This window comes from Actinospica durhamensis (genome assembly GCF_018139695.1).
Classification (GTDB): Bacteria; Actinomycetota; Actinomycetes; order Streptomycetales; family Catenulisporaceae; genus Actinospica; species Actinospica durhamensis.
Genome location: NZ_JAGSOG010000181.1, coordinates 1 through 18,154 on the forward strand (window position 1 = coordinate 1; position 18,154 = coordinate 18,154).

At 73.4% G+C, this 18,154-nt stretch carries 14 protein-coding genes; 6 read left to right on the forward strand and 8 right to left on the reverse strand.

From position 1 onward, the window contains the following. A partial coding sequence (locus KDL01_RS27715) for a VWA domain-containing protein (RefSeq protein WP_212531566.1) occupies positions 1-991 on the forward strand: 991 nt, incomplete at its 5' end. Further along, positions 988-3,093, forward strand: coding sequence for a YehQ family protein (locus KDL01_RS27720; protein WP_212531567.1), 2,106 nt, complete (start codon positions 988-990; stop codon positions 3,091-3,093). The genes KDL01_RS27715 and KDL01_RS27720, both read left to right, overlap by 4 nt. A 3-nt stretch (positions 3,094-3,096) precedes the next feature. Here KDL01_RS27720 and KDL01_RS27725 read toward each other — a convergent pair whose 3' ends face one another. Continuing rightward, entirely contained in the window at positions 3,097-4,107 is a 1,011-nt protein-coding gene (locus KDL01_RS27725; RefSeq protein ID WP_212531568.1) for a helix-turn-helix transcriptional regulator, read from the reverse strand. A gap of 100 nt (positions 4,108-4,207) precedes the next feature. Between KDL01_RS27725 and KDL01_RS27730 the strand changes: the two genes are divergently transcribed. Continuing rightward, complete coding sequence (locus KDL01_RS27730) at positions 4,208-4,915, forward strand: alpha/beta fold hydrolase (protein ID WP_246577085.1); 708 nt, start codon at positions 4,208-4,210, stop codon at positions 4,913-4,915. A gap of 25 nt (positions 4,916-4,940) precedes the next feature. After that, entirely contained in the window at positions 4,941-5,534 is a 594-nt protein-coding gene (locus KDL01_RS27735; protein WP_212531570.1) for a GNAT family N-acetyltransferase, read from the forward strand. Here KDL01_RS27735 and KDL01_RS27740 read toward each other — a convergent pair whose 3' ends face one another. From KDL01_RS27740 to KDL01_RS27765, 6 genes are all read right to left on the reverse strand, one after another. After that, positions 5,535-5,936: a hypothetical protein gene (locus tag KDL01_RS27740; RefSeq protein WP_212531571.1), complete on the reverse strand. Its 402-nt coding sequence runs from the start codon at positions 5,934-5,936 to the stop codon at positions 5,535-5,537. Positions 5,937-6,030: 94 nt separating this feature from the next. Continuing rightward, positions 6,031-6,687, reverse strand: coding sequence for a GNAT family N-acetyltransferase (locus tag KDL01_RS27745; RefSeq protein WP_212531572.1), 657 nt, complete (start codon positions 6,685-6,687; stop codon positions 6,031-6,033). Positions 6,688-6,837: 150 nt separating this feature from the next. Beyond that, positions 6,838-7,938 (reverse strand): glycoside hydrolase family 11 protein, encoded by a 1,101-nt coding sequence (locus KDL01_RS27750; protein ID WP_307846621.1) that lies wholly within the window; start codon positions 7,936-7,938, stop codon positions 6,838-6,840. Between the two features lie 309 nt (positions 7,939-8,247). Then, positions 8,248-11,667, reverse strand: a complete 3,420-nt coding sequence (locus KDL01_RS45485; protein ID WP_212531573.1) for a CHAT domain-containing tetratricopeptide repeat protein — start codon at positions 11,665-11,667, stop codon at positions 8,248-8,250. 58 nt (positions 11,668-11,725) lie between these two features. Beyond that, positions 11,726-12,076, reverse strand: a complete 351-nt coding sequence (locus KDL01_RS27760; protein WP_212531574.1) for a CATRA system-associated protein — start codon at positions 12,074-12,076, stop codon at positions 11,726-11,728. Between the two features lie 27 nt (positions 12,077-12,103). Beyond that, positions 12,104-14,482 (reverse strand): ATP-binding protein, encoded by a 2,379-nt coding sequence (locus tag KDL01_RS27765; protein ID WP_212531575.1) that lies wholly within the window; start codon positions 14,480-14,482, stop codon positions 12,104-12,106. Positions 14,483-14,662: 180 nt separating this feature from the next. Between KDL01_RS27765 and KDL01_RS45490 the strand changes: the two genes are divergently transcribed. After that, positions 14,663-17,053, forward strand: a complete 2,391-nt coding sequence (locus tag KDL01_RS45490) for a CATRA conflict system CASPASE/TPR repeat-associated protein (RefSeq protein ID WP_212531576.1) — start codon at positions 14,663-14,665, stop codon at positions 17,051-17,053. A gap of 61 nt (positions 17,054-17,114) precedes the next feature. Here KDL01_RS45490 and KDL01_RS27775 read toward each other — a convergent pair whose 3' ends face one another. Then, positions 17,115-17,597 (reverse strand): hypothetical protein, encoded by a 483-nt coding sequence (locus tag KDL01_RS27775; RefSeq protein WP_212531577.1) that lies wholly within the window; start codon positions 17,595-17,597, stop codon positions 17,115-17,117. A 339-nt stretch (positions 17,598-17,936) separates the two neighbouring features. Here KDL01_RS27775 and KDL01_RS27780 point away from each other — a divergent pair. After that, positions 17,937-18,154: helix-turn-helix domain-containing protein (locus KDL01_RS27780; RefSeq protein ID WP_212531578.1), on the forward strand; the 218-nt coding region annotated here is incomplete at its 3' end.

The window sequence follows — 18,154 nt, forward strand, 5'->3', positions numbered from 1 at the left end:
GGGCCGTGGCACGACGCGGCAGGGGGAGCGCGGGGCCGGGCAGGAGGACTCCGTGCTCAACGTCGTGGACTGGCTGGACGAGATCCACCAGCTCTTCCCGCGCGAGACGATCGAACGGCTCGAACGCGACGCGGTGGAGCGCTACGGCATCGAGGAGATCCTCACCGATCCCGAGCTGCTCGCCCGCATCGAGCCGAGCCCGACGCTGCTGCGCGCCGTCCTGCGCACCAAGCACTTGATGAACCCCCAGGTGCTCGCGCTGGCCCGGCAGATTGTCGAACGCGTCGTGCGCGATCTGCTGGAGCGGCTGCGGCCCGAGGTCCGGGCGGCCTTCCACGGCACCCGGGTGTCCCGGCCCAGCCGGCTGAAGCTGGCCCGCGACTTCGACTTCCACGGCACGGTGCGCGCGAACCTGGCGCACTATCAGCCGGAGCAGCGCCGCATCCTGATCGAGCAGCCGCGCTTCCATTCCCGCACCAGCCGCCATCTCTCGCCCTGGCAGCTGATCCTGCTGGTGGACCAGTCCGGCTCGATGGCCGGTTCGGTGATCCACAGCGCCGTCACCGCGGCCTGCCTGTGGAACCTGCCCGGCCTCAAGACGCACCTGGTCGCCTTCGACACCAACGTGGTGGACCTGACCCTGGACGTCACCGATCCGGTCGAGCTGCTGATGAAGGCACAGCTCGGCGGCGGCACGGACGTGGCCAAGGCGGTGGCGTACGCGCGGCAGCTGGTGGACAACCCGCGCCGCGCCATCCTCGCGGTGGTCTCGGACTTCTACGAGGGCGGCGACAGTGCCCGGCTGGTGGAGGGCGTGCGCTCGCTGGTGGCGCAGGGCACGGTCGTACTCGGCCTGGCCGCGCTGGACGAGGACGCGTATCCGGCGTACGACCGGCAGATGGCGCGGCGCCTCGCGAACGTGGGTGCGCACGTGGGCGCGATGACGCCCGGGGAACTCGCGGCGTTCGTGGCGGAGAGGCTGGGGCGATGACGACGGCATCCACGACGACGAAGACGGCTGCGATGAAGACGGCTGCGACGAAGACGACCGAGACGAACGAACAAGCCGGGGCCGCGCCGCGCGAGGATCTGCTCGCCCTCACCGAGGACGCGCTGGCGGCGCTCGGCAACCGCGGGCTGGTCAAGCGCGCGGTGAAGGAGCTGGCGGCCGGCAGTGGTGCGCGCATCACGGTGTCCGGGGACGGCGCGATCGAGGCCTCATATCCGGACGGCGTGGTCGCCTCGCTTGCAGCGGGCGCGGCGCTGGACCGGGCGACCTGCACCTGCGCGGCGCCCGGGCTGTGCCGCCACCGCATCGGGCTGGTGCTCGCGTATCGGCAGCAGGCGGTCGGCGCCGAGACACAGCAGCCCTCTGAGTCTGAGCCGGAGCTCGCCGCCGCCCCGGCGTCGCCCGCGGACATCGAGGACGACACGCTCCGGCGGGTCTTCGGCGCACGGTCGCTGGACGCGGCGCGGCGGCAGTGCGCCAAGGGGTACGACGCGGTCGTGTACGCGGCCGCGGCCCGGGTGGAACTGCCCGTGTGCACGGTGACCTTCCACGTCCCGGGGGATCCGGCGTACGCCACGACGGAGGCGGTGGAGGCGTACCGGGCCGAGGCGGTCGTGCTCGCGGTCTGGGCGTTCCGCGCGTTCCAGGCGCGGCCTGAGGCGGCCACGGCCGATGACGCGGGTCCGGGCGCGGGCGGCGTGCGGGTGCACGTCGGCGGGACGCAGGGTGCTGTGTCCGAGGTGGATCTCACCGCGCTCGAGCAGGCCGGCGCGGTCGTCGACAGCCTGCTGTTCGACGGCGTGGCCAACGCGGGTCCGCTGCTGCGCGGCAACCTCCGGCACGTCGCGACGGACCTCGACGCGGCCTCGATGCCCTGGCCCGCGGCAGTGGTCGAAGATCTGGCCGACCAGGCCGACTGGTACGCCGAACGCAGCGCCCGGCACGCGATGACGCACTCGGCGGAGCTTATGGCCGAGTTCCAGGCACGCCGCCGGGCCGCGGCCGCGGGACGCGCGGTGAGCCCGCGCGTGGTACTCGGCACGGGTGAGCCGCGCACCACGCCGCTGCGGCGGGTGCGGCTGATCGGCCTCGGCGCGCGGGTGAGCGGCGGCACGAACTTCCGCACGGCGGAACTGTTCTTCGCCCACCCGCAGGACGGCACCGTGCTCGTGCTGCGCCGGACCTGGCCGGTGGAGGAGGAGAAGCAGGCGCAGAGCGGGACCGGGCAGCTGCGCTCGCGGCGGGTCGGGGGAGCCCCGCTGTACCAGCTCGCCGCAGCGAACCTCGTCTCCGAGGCGGCGACCCGCAGCGCCAGCCGCGTCATCACGCTCGGCACGCAGACCATCGGGAAGACGGCCGTGCTGCCGGTCGGCAACGCCTGGCGCACGCTGCCGGACTCCCTGGTCGTACGCGACTACGCGGCGCTCGTGACGCGCTTGGCCCGGCGCGGGCCGCGCCACCTGCGTCCGCGCGTGGAGGCGCAGGACGTGTTCGTCCTCGCCGTGAGCAAGGTGGCCCACCTCGGCTACGACCCGGCCGAGCAGCGGCTCGAGGCCGTGGTGGAGGACGAATTCGGCATGGGCATCGTCGTCAGCGCCGAGTACAGCGCCCACACGAAGCCCGCGCTGGGCGCGATGGCGCGGGCCCTGGGCGGCGAGACCGCCGAGACCTGCATGATCAGCGGCGCCGTGACGGTCCGGGCGGGACAGATCGTTCTCAGACCTCTGGCTTTCTGGCTCGGCGACGGCGCCGCGCTCATCGTCCCCGACCTCGAACCCGAGGATTCGGACCAGGACGCGCAGGAGGATGGGGGCGGTGCCGCGCCGTTCGGCCGGCACGCAAACCCGAGCCTGCTCGACCAGGCGGCCGACCTCCTCGTCGAGCACGCCCACCGCGGCCTCGGCATGCTGGCGGCCTCGGCCGCCGAGCGCGTCGGCCGGATCGCGGCGGACGCCCGCCGCCTCGGCCTGACCGCGACCGGCGCGCTGCTGGCCGACTACGCCGCCACCCTGGCCGCCGAGGACCGCGCGGCCCGGATCCGCGCGTGGACGGACTGCACCCTCGCCGTCGACGCCTGCCGCTGAGAATCAGGCCACTGACTCGTCATCGCCCGGCATCGGATCGGCTATGGCCGCGCCGAGTCGCGCGGCCAGGCTCGCCATCGCCGCGCGCAGTTCCTCGCCGCCCTCGACGCGGAAGGGCAACGGGATGGCCGCCAGCCACTCCTGCGCGTACATCGCCGTGTTGCGCGTGGTGCCGACGAGCACGCAGGAGTCCTCGCCGAGGGGTTCGAGCCGTCCCATCGGCGGACGGATCCAGGGGGCGACCTCGGCTTGGGGAGCGGCGAAGACGACGCGGGTGGGGTAGTCCCAGCCGGCGCCCAGGTGTTCTTCGAGCACTGCGACGGGGTCGAGGTCCGCGGGCGGCTCAAAGGTGCCGAGGGTCGGCCGGGCCGCGCCGATGCGGTCGATCCGGTAGGTCCGGATCGCGTTCGCGTGGTGGGAATGGCAGAGCAGGTACCACCGGCCGTGCCGGACGACCACGGCCCAGGGGTCGACATCGCTCTCCCAGTCCTTGCCCGCCCCACTGCGGTAGCCGATCCGCACCGTCCGGCGCGCCGCCACCGCCTCCACCAGCACGCTCGTGGTCGCCGGGTCGGTGGGGGAGCTGTCGCGGTCGGGGACCGCGGCCGCGTGCGTGCGCAGCGCCACCGCCGGGCGGCCGATACCGGCCGGGAGTGCGCCGATCACCTTGCCGAGCGCCGCGCCCACCCGGTCCTCGGCGTCGATCGCGGCCGGGCGCCCGTCGAGCACCGCCATGACCAGCCCGAGCGCCTCCTCCTGGGTGAAGACCACCGGCGGCAGCCGGGTGCCGCGGCCCAGCCGGTACCCGCCGTGCGGCCCGCGCTCCGAGACGACCGGGATTCCGGCCTCGCGCAGGATCTCGACGTACCGGCGGGCCGCGCGTTCGGTGACGCCGAGCCGCCGGGCGAGCTGATCGGCCGTGGTGACCGGCCGGTCGCGCAGGATCTCCAGCGTCCGCAGCGCCCGCGCGGTCGGGCTCGGCGCGGCGAGGCCGGAGGCTTCGGGATCGGACACGCCGACACGGTACGCGCCGCGCGCGGCATTCCGGAAGCCGATCGTCCGGAACCGGTCCTAGCATGAGGTCCACTCGCAGGAACGGAAAGGCGTGGAAACCATGGACATCGTGCTCATCGCCGGACTCTGGCTCGACGGCGGATCCTGGACGCAGGTCGCGGAGGAGCTCGGGCGGCTCGGCCACCGGGCCCGCCCGGTGACCCTCCCCGGCCAGGGCGACGGCAACGCGGCCGCGACGCTGGAGGACCAGCGGGCCGCCGTGCTCGCCGCCGTCGACGCGTCCGCGGCCGGGGCCGATCCCGCCGCTGGGCCGGCGACGCTGGTGGTGGGCCACTCCGCGGCCTGCACCCTGGCCTGGCTCGCGGCCGACGCCCGCCCGGAGCAGACCGCGAAGGTGGTCCTGATCGGCGGCTTCCCCGGCTCGGACGGCGGGACCTACGCGGACTTCTTCCCGGTGCACGACGGAGCGATGGCCTTCCCCGGCTGGGAGCCGTTCGAGGGCCCGGACTCCGCGGACCTCGACGAGGCCGCCCGGCAGCGCTTGCAGGACGGGGCGATCCCGGTCCCCGAGGGAGTGGCCCGCGGCACCGTGAAGCTGACCGACGCGCGCAGGTATGCGGTGCCGACCGTGGTCGTGTGCCCGGAGTTCTCGCCCGAGCAGGCGAAGGGCTGGATCGAGGCCGGGGAGGTGGCCGAACTCGCGAAGGCCGAGCAGGTCTCGTTCGTCGACATCGAGTCAGGGCACTGGCCCATGTTCACCCGGCCCGCCGAGCTCGCCCGCATCCTGCACGAGATCGCGGTCGGCTGAGCGACCGGAGAGGACCGACACTCCCGTGCCCTTCACCACCAGCCCCCTCGACGCGGACACCTGGCCTGCTTTCGCCGAACTCGTCGAGCGCAACAACGGCGTCTTCGGGGGCTGCTGGTGTCTGGGCTTCCATCAGCCGTACGCGAAGTACCAGGATCCGGCCGGCCGCAGCCGCCGGGAGCAGAAGGAGGACCGCGTACGCACCGGCCGCGCCCACGCCGCCCTCGTCTTCGACGAGCAGGGGCAGGCACAGGGCTGGTGCCAGTACGGACCGCTCGCCGAGCTCCCGGGGATCAACCATCGACGCGAGTACGACAAGGACGCACCGCCTGCCCCGGACTGGCGGATCACCTGCTTCTACGTCGACAAGGCCCACCGCGGCCAGGGCGTGGCCCGCGCGGCCCTGCGCGGCGCCGTCGAGCAGATCGCGCTGGCCGGCGGCGGCCGCACGGAGGCGATCCCCGAGGTCACCGCCGGCCGCACCGCGCCCGGCCGGTTCCTGTACAGCGCGACCGTGGAACTGTTCGAGGACTTCGGCTTCACCCGCGTGCGCCAGGTGGGCAAACACGCCTGGATCGTCACCCGGCTGATCGAGCCGGCGGTGAGCGTGGGTGCGTGATCAGTTCCCGTATGTCGGATGCGGAGGTGTCCGGCGCTCGCCGTCGCACGCGTCGAATGAAACGGCGGACAGGTAGTTCGTGCTCTGGAGGTTGGCGCTCGCGGGCAACAGGAGCTTGCGGTCCGACGGGTCGAGGACCTCGGACAGTTCATTGATCGGGTAGCCGAAGAGGTCGACGTCGCCGAAGGCGACCGGAACATCGGCGGCCCGCACCGGGACCCGCTCCGTCCGCTCGACGCGCAGGTGCCCCAACGCCTGCTCGGGGCAGGCCGTGCAGGCATAAGCCATGACCAGGACGTCGTGGTAGAGGAAGAAGAAGTCCCACTGGGTTCCGCACATCCACCCGTCGGCGCGGACGTCCGCCAGGGTCGACGCCGTCCACTGCGCCGCACGTTCGGACATGCCGAATCGCAGGACGCCTGCGTTCGCCGGCAGAACGAGCCCGGTCCCGGGTATCACACGGAAAGTCACTCGAGCGGCTCCTGAGCCGGAAGCCTCACTCGTCGGCCGGGAGGCCGAAGAGCGGGAGGCAGGCGTCGAGGCCGTCGACGCGCACGTCGATGGACCGGTGCGTCTCCCAGTCCTCGCGGTTCAGGCGCAGCCGCTGCAAGGTCGCATCGGTGCCGCGTACGGCGTGGTGCTCCACGCCGTCGTCGCGGTAGCCGAGCTTGCGTGAGACGCCGAGGGAGGCGGCATTGTCGACATAGGCGCCGGACACGGCGTGACGGGCGCCGAGGCCCGCGAACGCGAAGTGCAGTACGGCGGCGCGCATCTCGGTGCCCAGACCCTTGCCGTGAAAGCCGCGGCCGAGCCAAGAGCCGGTGGTGACCTCGCGGCGTACCGCGAACTCGTGTCCGCTCAACTCCTGTGACCCGATGACGGCGCCGTCGAGACTGACGGCCAGCCACAGCGACCAGTCCTGCTCCGACCAGCGCGCCCAAGTGCCCCAGGCGTACTGCAGGACCCGGCGCGCGACCACGTCGGGCTCGCCGTCGGTCCAGCCGACGGTGAACGGCTGCACGCCCGGGTCGTGCACGCCGGCCGCCGCGAGACCGGCGAGCGCGTCGAGCTGGGCCGCGTCGGGCACGTGCAGCCGCAACCGTGGCGTGACCAGCTCGAGGGACGTCAGTGGCCAGTGGCGCATCTCAACCATGTGGGACATTCTGCCGTGCCCGGCTGCCGTACGCACCGGAGTTTCCGCCCGCGCGAAGGAGCCGGCCGGGCCCGGGGGCATCCGGGTCCGGCCGGCCGTCATCGCGTGCGCAGTGCGTCAGGGTGCGTCAGGGTGCGTCCTACCTCGGTGTCAGGTGCTGGAGCAGCTGATGCCGGTGGGTGTGGACGCGGTGCCGTTGGCGGTATAGCCGAAGGTGGTCGAACCCCCGGCGGATAGCGCGCCGTTATAGGAGGCGTTCTGCACCGAGATCGATCCGCTCGTCCCGCTGTTCACGCCGTTCCACAGACTGCTGATGGTCTGTCCGCCGGCCAGCGTGAGTTTCACGGTCCATCCGGTGATCGCGGCCGACCCGCTGTCGGCCACCGTGACCGTGGCCTGATAGCCCCCGGTCCAGCTGTTGACAGGCGTGTACGTGGCCGTACACGCCCCCGAGCCGCCGCCCGCCGGCGTGGTGGGCGCACCGGTGGTGGGGGTCGAGGTGGTCGGAGCGGAGGTGGTCGGCGGCGTGGTCCCGGAGGTGCTGACCGAGACGCTGTCGTTTCCGCTGCCGCCGCCCCAGGCCTCGGTGGCGAGGATCTGGTAGTTGAGGGTGCCGAGGTTCATGCCGTGGCTGGCCCAGGCGTTGATGAAGTTCTGGGTGGTGATGGTGCCGCTGCTGGTCGGTGAGGTGCGGATGGCGAGGTACTGCTCGAAGGTCGTGGTGCCCTGGATGGAGGGCTGGTTGACCTGCTGGTGCTCGTAGATGTTGTAGGTGCCGCCGTCGCTGGTGACCTGGCCCTCGTAGGTGCCTGCGGTGTTGGGCGAGCCGGAGTAGTTCTCCTCCACGTAGTACTCGACCAGCGGGTTGGTCGACCAGCCGTAGAGCGAGACCAGCGTGGTGCCGCCGGAGGCGTTGAGGCTGCTGGAGAAGCTGATCGTCTTGTTGCTGCCCGGGTTCCAGCCGACGCCGTCGACGAAGTCGCCGACCCCGCTCCACGTGGTGGAGTAGCTGGTGCCGGAGTTGAGCGTCATGCACGCGGACCCGGTGCCGTTGGTCCACATCTGGTAGTAGTTCGAACCGCTCGTGCCGGTCTGGCTCGAGCAGATGCTGGTGGCCGCGTTGGCGGCGGCGCCGGGCAGCAGCGTCAGCGCCGCGGCCATCGCCGCGACCGCGACGGCCGAGCACGCACCGCTGATCAGAATCCTGATGCGGGTGCGCCGGCTGACCGGCCGGACGGAGTGGTCGTCCACGGGTGCTCCTTCTTCGTTGAAGGGGGCACGGGCTGACGGGGGCGACGGCCTGCGGCAGCCCGGTTCGGCAGGGGTGGGCCCTGCCGATGCCGGGAGTATGGTGCCGACTCCCGTTGCCCTGCAACAACTTCCGGAGTAAATCTCGAAATCTGCGATGCTGCCGTGGCGGTGTTGGTCGGACTTTGCCTGGTCGAATGCCCTTCCGCACTCAAAGGTGCGCGGACCTGCGGGATGAAAGCTGCAAATCACCGATCGTTTCGACGCAGAGTTCATCGAAAGTTTCGGCACGATATTGATGACTCACGGGCCTCAGACGCCGATGTGGTGATAGCCCGCCCAGGCTGAGGGCTGGTCGCGGAACCGGTCGCGCAGGGCGAGGACGGTGCGGTGCAGCGCGTACGCCGCCGAGGTCTCACTGCGGGCTGACGCGGCGGCGCGATCAGTGCCGTCGACTCCGGCGGACGCGTCGAATCCGTCCTCCGGGAGTTCGGCGTAGAAGACGGCCGCCGCGTACTCCGCGACGAGCTCGGGCACGCGCCACTGCGTCCCGATCACCTCGCGGAACCCGGCCAGGTGCACCGCCGTGGACAGGTGCAGGGCCTCGTCGGCGAGGCTGCGCGCGGTCACCGAGGTCTCGCAGGCGCTCAGGAACGCGAGCCGGGCCTGCCGGTTGTGCAGAGCCGAGATCTCGCTGAACGCGAGCCCGGCTCCGCCCACGGCGAAGCGGCTGCGGGACGGATCGGCGAGGTCGGCGGAGGCGTGCAGGGCGACGTGCAGGTGTGTGCAGTCGACGAAGGCCGCCCGCAGCCGAGCCCCGGCGGTGGCAAGGTCCAACGGCGTGGTTCCGAGCAGTTCGGCGACCGCCTGCGCCTCCCGCAGCGCCGCGGGCAGCGGCGGCCGGTCCGGGTCCGACGCCGTCGAGGTCAGGACCAGGCCGCGGCGGGCGGTGGGTGCGAGGCGGCGGGCTCGGGCGTAGAGCAGCGCCGTGATCGTGGGCGAATACGAGGGGACGCAGTGGTCGAGCACGGACTCCCCGGTGGCCCGGTCGGTCGCGGCGTGCAGCGGCAGCAGGCACAGGGACTGCGTCGGGACCCACCAGATCCGCGGTGGCAGAGTACTGGCATTCCCGTCGCCACCGGTCGTACCCAGCGCGCGCAGCACGGGCCGGGCCACCGCCGACCACAGCCAGTCGAGGATGCGGGTGACCGTCTCCTGCCCGGCGAGCAGCGCTTCGAGCGTACCGTCGGTGGCGTGTACGGACGCCTCGTAGAGGTCCGCGGCCGCGCGATCCGCTGCCTCGAGCGTCGCGTCCGGCAGTGGGATCGGGCGCAGGCCCGCCGTGGTGAGCAGCAGCGCGTCGGCCCGGTCGGCACTCAGGTTCACCAGGACGACCGGACCCTCCTCGGCCGCAGCCAGGAGCCTGGTGAGCTCGGGGGGCTGCAGGAATTCGGCATGCCGCGGGTCGCTGCGAATCAGCTCCGTGACACGCTCGAACTCCACGGTCAGATCACGTCGCCGGTCGCGCTCCCGGCTCGCCGCGGCCAACGCCCTGGCACCGTCCGCCGTGCCCGCCGCGTCCACCCCGTTGAGCTCGACCGGCTCCGCCCCAGCCGCCTGCAACGCGTCGATCTGTTCACTGAGTTCCTCGAACCGGTCGGCGAGGGTGGCATCCGTCTCGCGTACGGCGTCGATCGACGACCGGGCGCTGACGAAGCGGTTGAGCAGCACACCGCGGCCCAGCTCCAGCAGCCCGACCGCGCTCTCCGGCCAGCCGGCGCTCAGGTGCGCGGCTGCGGCCGTGCCGGGGAGCCCGGCGACGCCGCCGAGCCGGTGCTGCGCGTCCGTCGCGGCCAGCCGGTGCGGCGAGTACTCCGCGAGCAGGCGCACGGCCAGGTCGTAGCCCCGCGCCGCGTCCGCGTCGTCGCCCTGCAACGCGCTGACCTCGCCCCACAGCTGCGCCGCGTTCAGCCGCCAGGTCGGTGCGGCGGCACGGCTGAGTGCCGCCTCGCGGGCCGCGGTCCGGATGGCGTCGAAGGTCTGGGCGTCGGTGTCGGGATAGCCGGGGTGCACACGGCGTTCTTCGAGCACGTACACGAGGTTCGTCAGAAGTCCGACATACTCGGGATCGTCCTGCGCCGTCTGCGCGACGGCGGCTTCGATCGCCGCCAGCGCCCGATCGAGGTCGCCGCGCCGGTTGCGCATGCACAGCGCGAGCGCGAGGCTCGAGCGCAGGCCGCGTACGACCGGATCGCCGGGCTTGACGTGTCGCAGGGCGCGGCGCATCAGCCGGACGGCCGCCCGGGGACCCGCGCGGGAACCGTCCTCCCGCCGCACGATCGCGTAGTCGCTGAGCCTGCGCGCCAGATCCGGATCGCTGGAACGGGTCCGGGCGATCGCCCTGCGGAAGCACTCCTTCGCCTCCGTGAGATCCGCCGGCTCCCCGGCCAGATCGAAGCGGTCGCGCAGCAGGCCGCCCAACGCCGCCAAGGCGTCCGTCATCGAGGCCTTACGCTCCCGGCGCGCCCCGCTCGCGGCCAGGGCGACCGCCTCGCGCAGGGCCCTGATGCCCTCCTCGAGGTCGTCGCGGGTGCCGAGGCGGGCGTAGCGGCCGTTGAGGCACAGGCCGAGGTTCTTGAGCAGGATCGACGCGTCCGTGACCGCGAACTCGGCGCCGTCCACGGCCTCGCGCAGCCGGTCGATGCCCTCGTCGAGGTCGGCCAACGCACCGGTGCGCTGGTGACGATCGCTCAGCAGCACGCCGAGATTGCCCAGCCGCTGCGCCCGGCGGAAGTCGGGCGTACTCGCGTCCACCGCCGCCCGCAGCGCCTCGACCGCCTCGTCCAGGAGCCCGGCCCCGTCCGTGAGCATGTGCAGGGTCTGCAGGGCGTCGCCGAGGTTCGAGAGGTACATGGCCAGATCAGGGTGCTGTTCCGGCAGCAGTCTGATCGCCTCGCGCAGCATTGCGACCGCGTCCGCCGCGTCCGCCCGGTCCGCCGTGTACGCGGACCATCGGGCGAGCCGGATGCCCAGGTTGCCGTGGTACGCGGCCATCGCGTTCGGGCCGACGTCTTCCCGGATCACGATCGCCGCGTCCAGGGCCCGGCGGCCCAGCGTGATCGCCTGCTCGAGCGCCCCGGGCTTCAGGGTCAGCTGGAACATGGTCCACTCGATCTCGGCGAGAGCATCGAGCGCCGCCGCCTGCTCGTCCTGCGCCGACGCGTGCAGCGCCGTGCGGGCCGCCCGCGCCGCCTGGGTCAGGATCTTTCGGTCCCCGTACGCCTGCGCCCAGGCGGCGAGCACCATGGCGCAGGTCTGATACGTCTCGGCGGCGTATTCTGAAGGCAGGTGGCCCGGCGCGTCGCGGATCACCGCCTGGGCCTGGGCGACCGCCTCACGTAGCGAATCCGGGTCTCCCGCCTCGTGCGCCTCGACCAGTGTTCCGGCCAGCAGGGCTCGCCGGAACAGGAGCGCCGGTTCCCCTTCGCCGTCCGCCACGGCCCGCCGCTGCGCCGCCACCGCGAGGCGGATGTGCTCTGGCTCGCCGTCCGCGGCGTAGCGGTAGCGCAGTACCTGCGCCAGCTCGGCGTACTCGGCGCCGGCCCGCTCGCCGCGTTCGGCCCGCCGGTCGATCTCCGCCCGCAGGATCCGTTCCGCCGCCTCGAGATCCTCGACCAGCGCCTCGGTCTCGTAGCGCAGCCGCAGCACCGTCGCTTCATCGACGGCTGACACGCTCGATGCGGCTGATGCGGCTGATGCGGCCGGATCGCCCGAGTCCGCCGCCGAGCCCCTAGCGCCGCCGCGATCCGTCGCCGCGTCCCTTCTCGTCCCCGCGCCCGTCCTCGCCGCCGCGCTGGTCGCCCTGCTGCTCACGGGCGTGGATCAGCAGTCCGAGGCGCTCGCGCACCGGCTCCGGCGGCGGCACGGCGTCCGGCGGCACGATCCGGTTCACCCGGTCCCCGCTCAACATCTCCAGCAGCCCGAGCAGCGAGCCCGACGCCGCCGCGTCATCCGCGTCGAGTGCCTTCGCCAGCCGCTCGATCAGCTCAAGCCGCTCCGCCCAGACCCCGGGCGAGAGCCGCTGCTCGGCCAAGTCAGTCAGTACCCTGCGAGTCCGGTCCACCGGATCGTCGAAGCCCACCCGGCCACTCTAGCCGCGTCGGCCGGGTCACATGGTCAATCGGGCCCGGATCGCCTCCGTGTACGGATGGCCGATCGACTCCAGTGCCGCCAGCGCCTCGGTCAGCCGGGCCTGACAGCCCTCTTCGTCCCCTGACTCCAGGTCCAGCACCGCCAGCAGTTCGAGCACCCGGGCCAACCAGTACCGGTCGCCGAGGCGCCGGTCCAGTTCGGCGGAGCGTTCGCAGGCCTCGCGGGCGGTCTCGGCGTCGCCGAGTGCGTGGCCGATGTGGCCGATCGCGAGCAGGACGTCCGCCTGGCCTTCGAGGTTGCCGGACTGCTCGAACAGCTCGAGCGCGCGCCGGGCCAGCGGCAGCGCCTCGCGGTGCCAGCCCACCCGGGTCAGCTGCTTGGCCACCGCGGTCAGCCCGTCCGCGAGCCCCGGCAGGTGTCCGACCTGCTCGGCCAGGACCAGGGCGCTGCGGGCGTGGCGCAGCGCCACGGTCAGGAAGCCCGCCGCGTCCTCGAGCCGGGTGATGGACAGGTGGGTGGCCACCAGTTCCTCGTCCGCCCCGAGGTCCGTGCACAGCCGCGCGGCCTCCTCGAGTTGGGCGCGGGCCTCCGGGAAGCGGTCGAGCCGGGCGAACGCGTCGGCCAGCAGCCGCAGCGAGACGGCCCGAGCCCGCTGGTCGCCGACCCGCGTCGCCGCGTCCAGCGCGACGGACTGGATGTCAGCACGCTGCTCCCGGCGGCCGGTCCGGCGCAGGAAGACCGCGCAGGCCCAGGCCAGCCGCCACGCCCGCGACTCGAGCCCGTGCGCGGCGGCGTGCGTGATCGCCGACTGCAGCGTGTCGATCTCGGCCTCGAACCAGGCCAACGCCTCGCGGTAGTCCTTCAGCGGCGGCAGCGCCGGGGCGTCGGCGGGCCTCGGAGCGGGCGGCTTGAGCGGGAAGTCCGGCTGAAGCAGGGCATTGGCGGCGCCGACCGCGTCCAGGTAGAAGTCCAGCACGCGTTCCACGGCCGCGCGGGTCGCGTACGCCCCGTCCGTGCGCTGCGCGGACTCGGCCGCGTAGAGCCGGAGCAGATCGTGCATGGTGAACCGGCCCGGGGTCGGCTCGCCCAGCAGGCTGGCGGAGACGAGCTGGTCCAGCTGCGCCCGCGGCGGTCCGGGCAGCTCCAGCAGGGCGGCGCAGGCGAATCCGTCCAGCGTCGGCCCCGCGTGCACGCCGAGCAGGCGGAACAGCCGCGCCGTCTGCTCCGGCAGCCGCGCGCAGGACCAGGCGAAGACCGTGCGCAGGTCGAGGTCCGCCTCGCCCAGGTCGAGCAGGTCCAGCCGGGCCTCGGCCTGGCGCAGGTCCACCGCCAGCGCCTCCAGCGGCCGGTCCGGGCTCGCCGCCGCCCGGGCCGCGGTCAGCGCCAGCGCGAGCGGCAGTCCGGCGCAGGCATCGGCCAACGCCTGAGCCGAACCGGGTTCGGCCGCGACCCGCTCGCCCCCGATCCGTTCCTCGAGCAGCGCGAGCGCGTCCCGGGAGGCCAGGGCGCCGAGGTCCAGCAGCGTGGCGTGCTGGCGCACCGCAAGCCCGGTCAGCCGGTTGCGGCTGGTGGCCAGCACGAATCCGGCCGAGGTCCCCGGAAGCAGCGCCCTGACCTGTTCGGCGGACTGCGCGTTGTCGGCCACCACCAGGACCCTGCGTTCGGCCACCACGCTGCGGAACAGCGCCGCCTTGGCCTCGAGCCCGGCCGGCATCGCCTGGTCGCCGACGCCGAGCGCGGACAGGAATCCGCGCAGCGCCTCGCCCGGCTCGGCCGGTCCGAGCACGTCGAAGCCGCGCAGGTCGACGTAGAGCTGCCCGTCCGGGAAGCGGTCCTTGACCCGGTGCGCCCACCACAGCGCCAGCGTCGTCTTGCCGATCCCCGGCGCCCCGCTGATCACCGCGACCGCCGCCGCGCCGGAGCTCGCCCGCGCCAGCAGCCCGTCCAGCCTGGCCAGCTCCGCGGCGCGCCCGACGAAGTGCGCGGCCGGCTGCGGCAGCTCGCGCGGGACCGGCGGGGGCGGTGGCTGGGGCTGGGCCAGGGACGGCGTGCCCGGCGCCGCCGCGGCGGCCCGCCGGGTACGCCGGCCGAGCTCGACCTGGTCGCGCAGGGTACCGAGACGCCCGGCCTCGGCGCCGGTGACCTCGAGCTCGCGCAGGATCCGGTCGAACATGGTGGAGTTGGGCAGTGTCGTGCCATTGAGATACGCGTACAGGCTCGCGGGCGAGACGAACAGCCGTCCGGCCAGCTCGGCCCGGTCGATCGGGTGTCCCGCCCGCCGTTCGGCCCGAAGCAGGACTCTGCCGAGCTCCTGGGCCAGCTGGGCCAGGGCCGCGTCCGGCGGTGGATCCGGCGCGCCGCCGGAGGGCGCGCCGGCTGCTTGGATCGGGGACACCGCGACTCCCGTCCGCGGGTCCGGGGCCCGCACGGCCTTCGAGTGTATTCGAGCATCCTCCAGCCCCGCAGGTGTTCGCAGGGTTCTTCGTGATCCGGTGGGCCCTGACACGGGTCGACGGGCGGCCGACGGGGAACGCTCCGGAGGTCGCCGCTCGACGGATCCGAAGGGAGACACCCGGTGCCCAGCTTCCCGATCGGTGCGCAGGAGGTCGTCGCGCACCTGTTCGCGCCCACCTCGGGCCCGCACGCGCACGCGGCCGAGCGGCGGGTCCGGGAGATCTGGGCGCGCTGCCGCACCCGGCTCGGCACGACCGAGCCGGTGGACGCGGCGTGGCCGCACGAGGACCCCGCCGCCTGGTCCGACGCGGCCGGACGGCCCGATCCGTCCGGACGGCTCAGCACGCTCGCCCGCAACGCCGACGACACCGTGCAGATCGTGCTGCGCCACGAGCACGAGGTGGCGTGCCTGTCGCTGCTCGCGGCCGCGCGGCTGGGCGAGACCTGGCTGAGCCTGGACCGGCGCGTGCGCGACGTCCTCGGCTCCGACCACCGCGAGCTGCTCGGCAGTACCCTGCATTACCTGGGCCAGACCGCCGCGCCCGTGTGGTCTCATCCGGACGCGATCCCGGCGCTCGGCGAGAGTCTTCGACTGCTGCTTCCCGAGGCCGAGCAGGGCGACCGCTGGTGGTACTCCGGCGGCGGCTTCGGCGAGCTCGCGGCCTGGGAGATCACCCCGGCCGAGGACGACCGGGCGCAGCGGCGGTTCGCGATCCTGGCCGGGCCGGAGGGCGCGCCGGAACTCAGCGCCTTCACCTGGTCGGACGGCGGCGGCGTGGCCCTGCCCGCCTTCGCCCGCTACCTGATGCATATCGCCAGGCTCCGGTACCAGGTGCGCGTGCGATCGCAGCTGCCCGACATAGCCGAGCTGGGGCGGCACATGTCGGTGACGCGGCTGACGGAGGCGATGCAGGACCTGACCGTCATGCGACGCACGGTCCTGATAGCGGCCGACAACGCCGCCGCCGCACTGCGCGGGCTTGTCGGCGATCCGCGCCGGACCCGGCCGTTCCAGGACGACTTCCGGCTGGCCGAGTGGTTCGGGCAGCTCATCGACGACGACCTGGCGTACTTCGACGCCTACTACCAGGGCGCCCTGCGGGCACAACACGCGGGCAGCGGCGCCCTCGACACGCCCAGGGCACCCGAAGCACTCGACCGGGCCGCCACCGCGTCGCCGCCACGGGACGACGCCGCCGTTCGCCGCCGCGCCCGCATCCTGGCGCTGGCCGACGAGTGGTTCCCCAGCCGGGGCGGCATCAGCGCCGTCAACCGCCGCCTGTGCATCGCGATGGCGGGCGAGGGCGCCGACGTGTTCTGCGTCGTGCCCGCCGCGTCCGCCGCCGAGACCGAGGACGCGGCGGCCCGCGGCGTCCACCTGCTCGCCGCGTCGCAGGTCCCCGGCATGTCCGACCGGGAGAGCCTGATGCGCCGGCCCGCGCTGCCCGGCACCGACGCGCCCGACGCCGTGATCGGCCACAGCCGGATCACCGGGCCCGCGGCCGAGGTCCTGGTCAGCGACCACTTCCCGGCGGCGGTGCGGGTCCACGTCGTGCACATGGAGCCGGACCAGATCGAGTGGCACAAGACCGACCGCGCCGACGACGCGGGCGAGCGCGCGCAGGAGCGGTCAGAGCTCGAACTGCGTCTCGCGGCCGGCGCCGGACTCGCCGTGCCGGTCGGCCCGCGGCTGGACCAGTGGCTGCGCCGGGACCTGCCGCTCTACGGGGCCGAGCGGTCGCCGCACCGGATGGACCCCGGCTTCGACCTGCTCGACGGGGCCCCGGCGGCGGCCGAGCCGGACGGCCTGCGCGCCGTGCGCTCGGTACCCGAGGGCGTGCCGCAGATCCTGGTGATGGGCCGGATGGAGGACGCGCCGGTGAAGGGGCTCGACATCGCCGGCCGCGCGGTCGGCCGCGCGGTGCGCCTGGCCACCGGCCGGCCGCGCTGGGAGCTGCTGGTACGCGGCGCCGCCAGGGGCGAGAGCGAGCGCCTGCGCCACGACGTGATGGGCTGGATCGGGCACTCCGCGGTCGATGTGACGGTGCATCCGTTCGACCCCAACGCGGCCCGGATCGGCCGCGATCTGAGCCGGGCCAGCCTCGTCCTGCTGCCCTCCCGCGCCGACGGCTTCGGCCTGGTCGGCCTGGAGGCCGTCGCGGTCGGCGCGCCCACCCTGGTGAGCGAGCGCAGCGGCCTCGGCATGCTGCTGCGCGAACTGCTCGGCGACCGCGCCGACCCGTACGTGCTGCCCGTCACCACCGAGGACGGCGGCGAGGCGACCGAGCTCTGGGCCCACCGCATCGCCGCCGAACTCGGCGACCGCGAAGCCTCCTTCGCCCGCGCCGCCGAACTGCGCGCCCTGCTCGCCCGGCGCCGCACCTGGGCCGCCGCCGCCGCGCTGCTGCTGGCCGCGGTCCGCCGCGTGGGCGGGGGCGTCGGCGCTGACGTGGAGGGGGATGCGGGGAATGAATCGAGCGTGGAAGCGGGCGTGGGCGCGGCCGCGAGTTGAGCGGCCGCGCCCCTGTCCGCCTCGTCCGTGCGTCTGTACCTCCGTGCGTCCGTCCGCCCGCTCAGCCGATCAGGTTCGAGACCTCGCCGAGGATCCGGTCGCGCTCCTCGGCCACCGCCATGATCTGCTGGCGCGAGTCGCGGAACCGCTTGGACTGCCAGGTCCAGCGCAGCCGCCCGATCAGCACGCCCCCGGCCCCGGCGAACTCGATGCAGAACTTGCCGAAGCCGCGGTCGTCGTCGTGGTCCGCCGCGCCGAACGCCCGGCACTGGCGGAACGGGATCATGCCGTACTTCACCTGCCCGCCGAACATGGCGTGCTTGCCGGAGGTGGTCAGCACGCCCGACGGGAAGAGCAGCCCGAGCGTCGGCGCGTCGATCAGCGCCTCGATGTTGCGCGACTCGTGCACGCACCAGGTCGCCGCCACCACGTCGTCCGGGGCGAACCCGGCCGCCCGCACCGCCTCGGACACCCCGGTCCACTCGATCTTGGCGTGGTCGAAGTTGACCGGCGCCAACGAAGCCAACTGCTGAATCTTCTCCATGGTCTACTGGCCCCTCTCCTGATTCTCCTGAACCCGTCATCTCGCCGAACTCCGATGCGCCCTTTCTAGGTGCCGCAGCCGTTCCCCGGCAACGGAATCCGGCGAAGTCCGGGCCTTCTCCGGACAATGTCGAGTTCTTCCGGAAAGCACCGGACGCGCCGGTATCCGGGTGCTGCCGCACTCTTCGCGGGCGGCGCTGCCATACTGTCCGCCACAGCCCATACCTGGAGGTGGGAGCCGTTGTCTCGACGTGAGGGTCCACTGGGCGGCGAGAACACCGCGCTGCGGCAATTCGCCTTCTGGCTCCGCGATCTGCGGAATCGATCAGGCCTGACATATATGCAACTTGCCAAACGCACCGGATATGCGTCGAGCACGCTGCAGGAGGCCCTCGGCGGCCGGCGGCTGCCCACCCTGCCGGTGGCGATGGCCATCATCGAAGCCTGTGACGCAGATCCGGTTCTGTGGCACCGGTACTGGGCGTACGCGCGGCGCTCGCTCGACCCGGACGTGCCCACCGCCCTGGGCCGCGCGGCGACCCCGCCGTGGCCCGCCGT

Coding starts and splice junctions, on each gene's coding strand:
- KDL01_RS27720 (WP_212531567.1), top strand. CDS start 988: ATGACGACGGCATCCACGACGACGAAGACGGCTGCGATGAAGACGGCT.
- KDL01_RS27745 (WP_212531572.1), bottom strand. CDS start 6,687: ATGGTTGAGATGCGCCACTGGCCACTGACGTCCCTCGAGCTGGTCACG.
- KDL01_RS27775 (WP_212531577.1), bottom strand. CDS start 17,597: ATGGAGAAGATTCAGCAGTTGGCTTCGTTGGCGCCGGTCAACTTCGAC.
- KDL01_RS27740 (WP_212531571.1), bottom strand. CDS start 5,936: ATGTCCGAACGTGCGGCGCAGTGGACGGCGTCGACCCTGGCGGACGTC.
- KDL01_RS27730 (WP_246577085.1), top strand. CDS start 4,208: ATGGACATCGTGCTCATCGCCGGACTCTGGCTCGACGGCGGATCCTGG.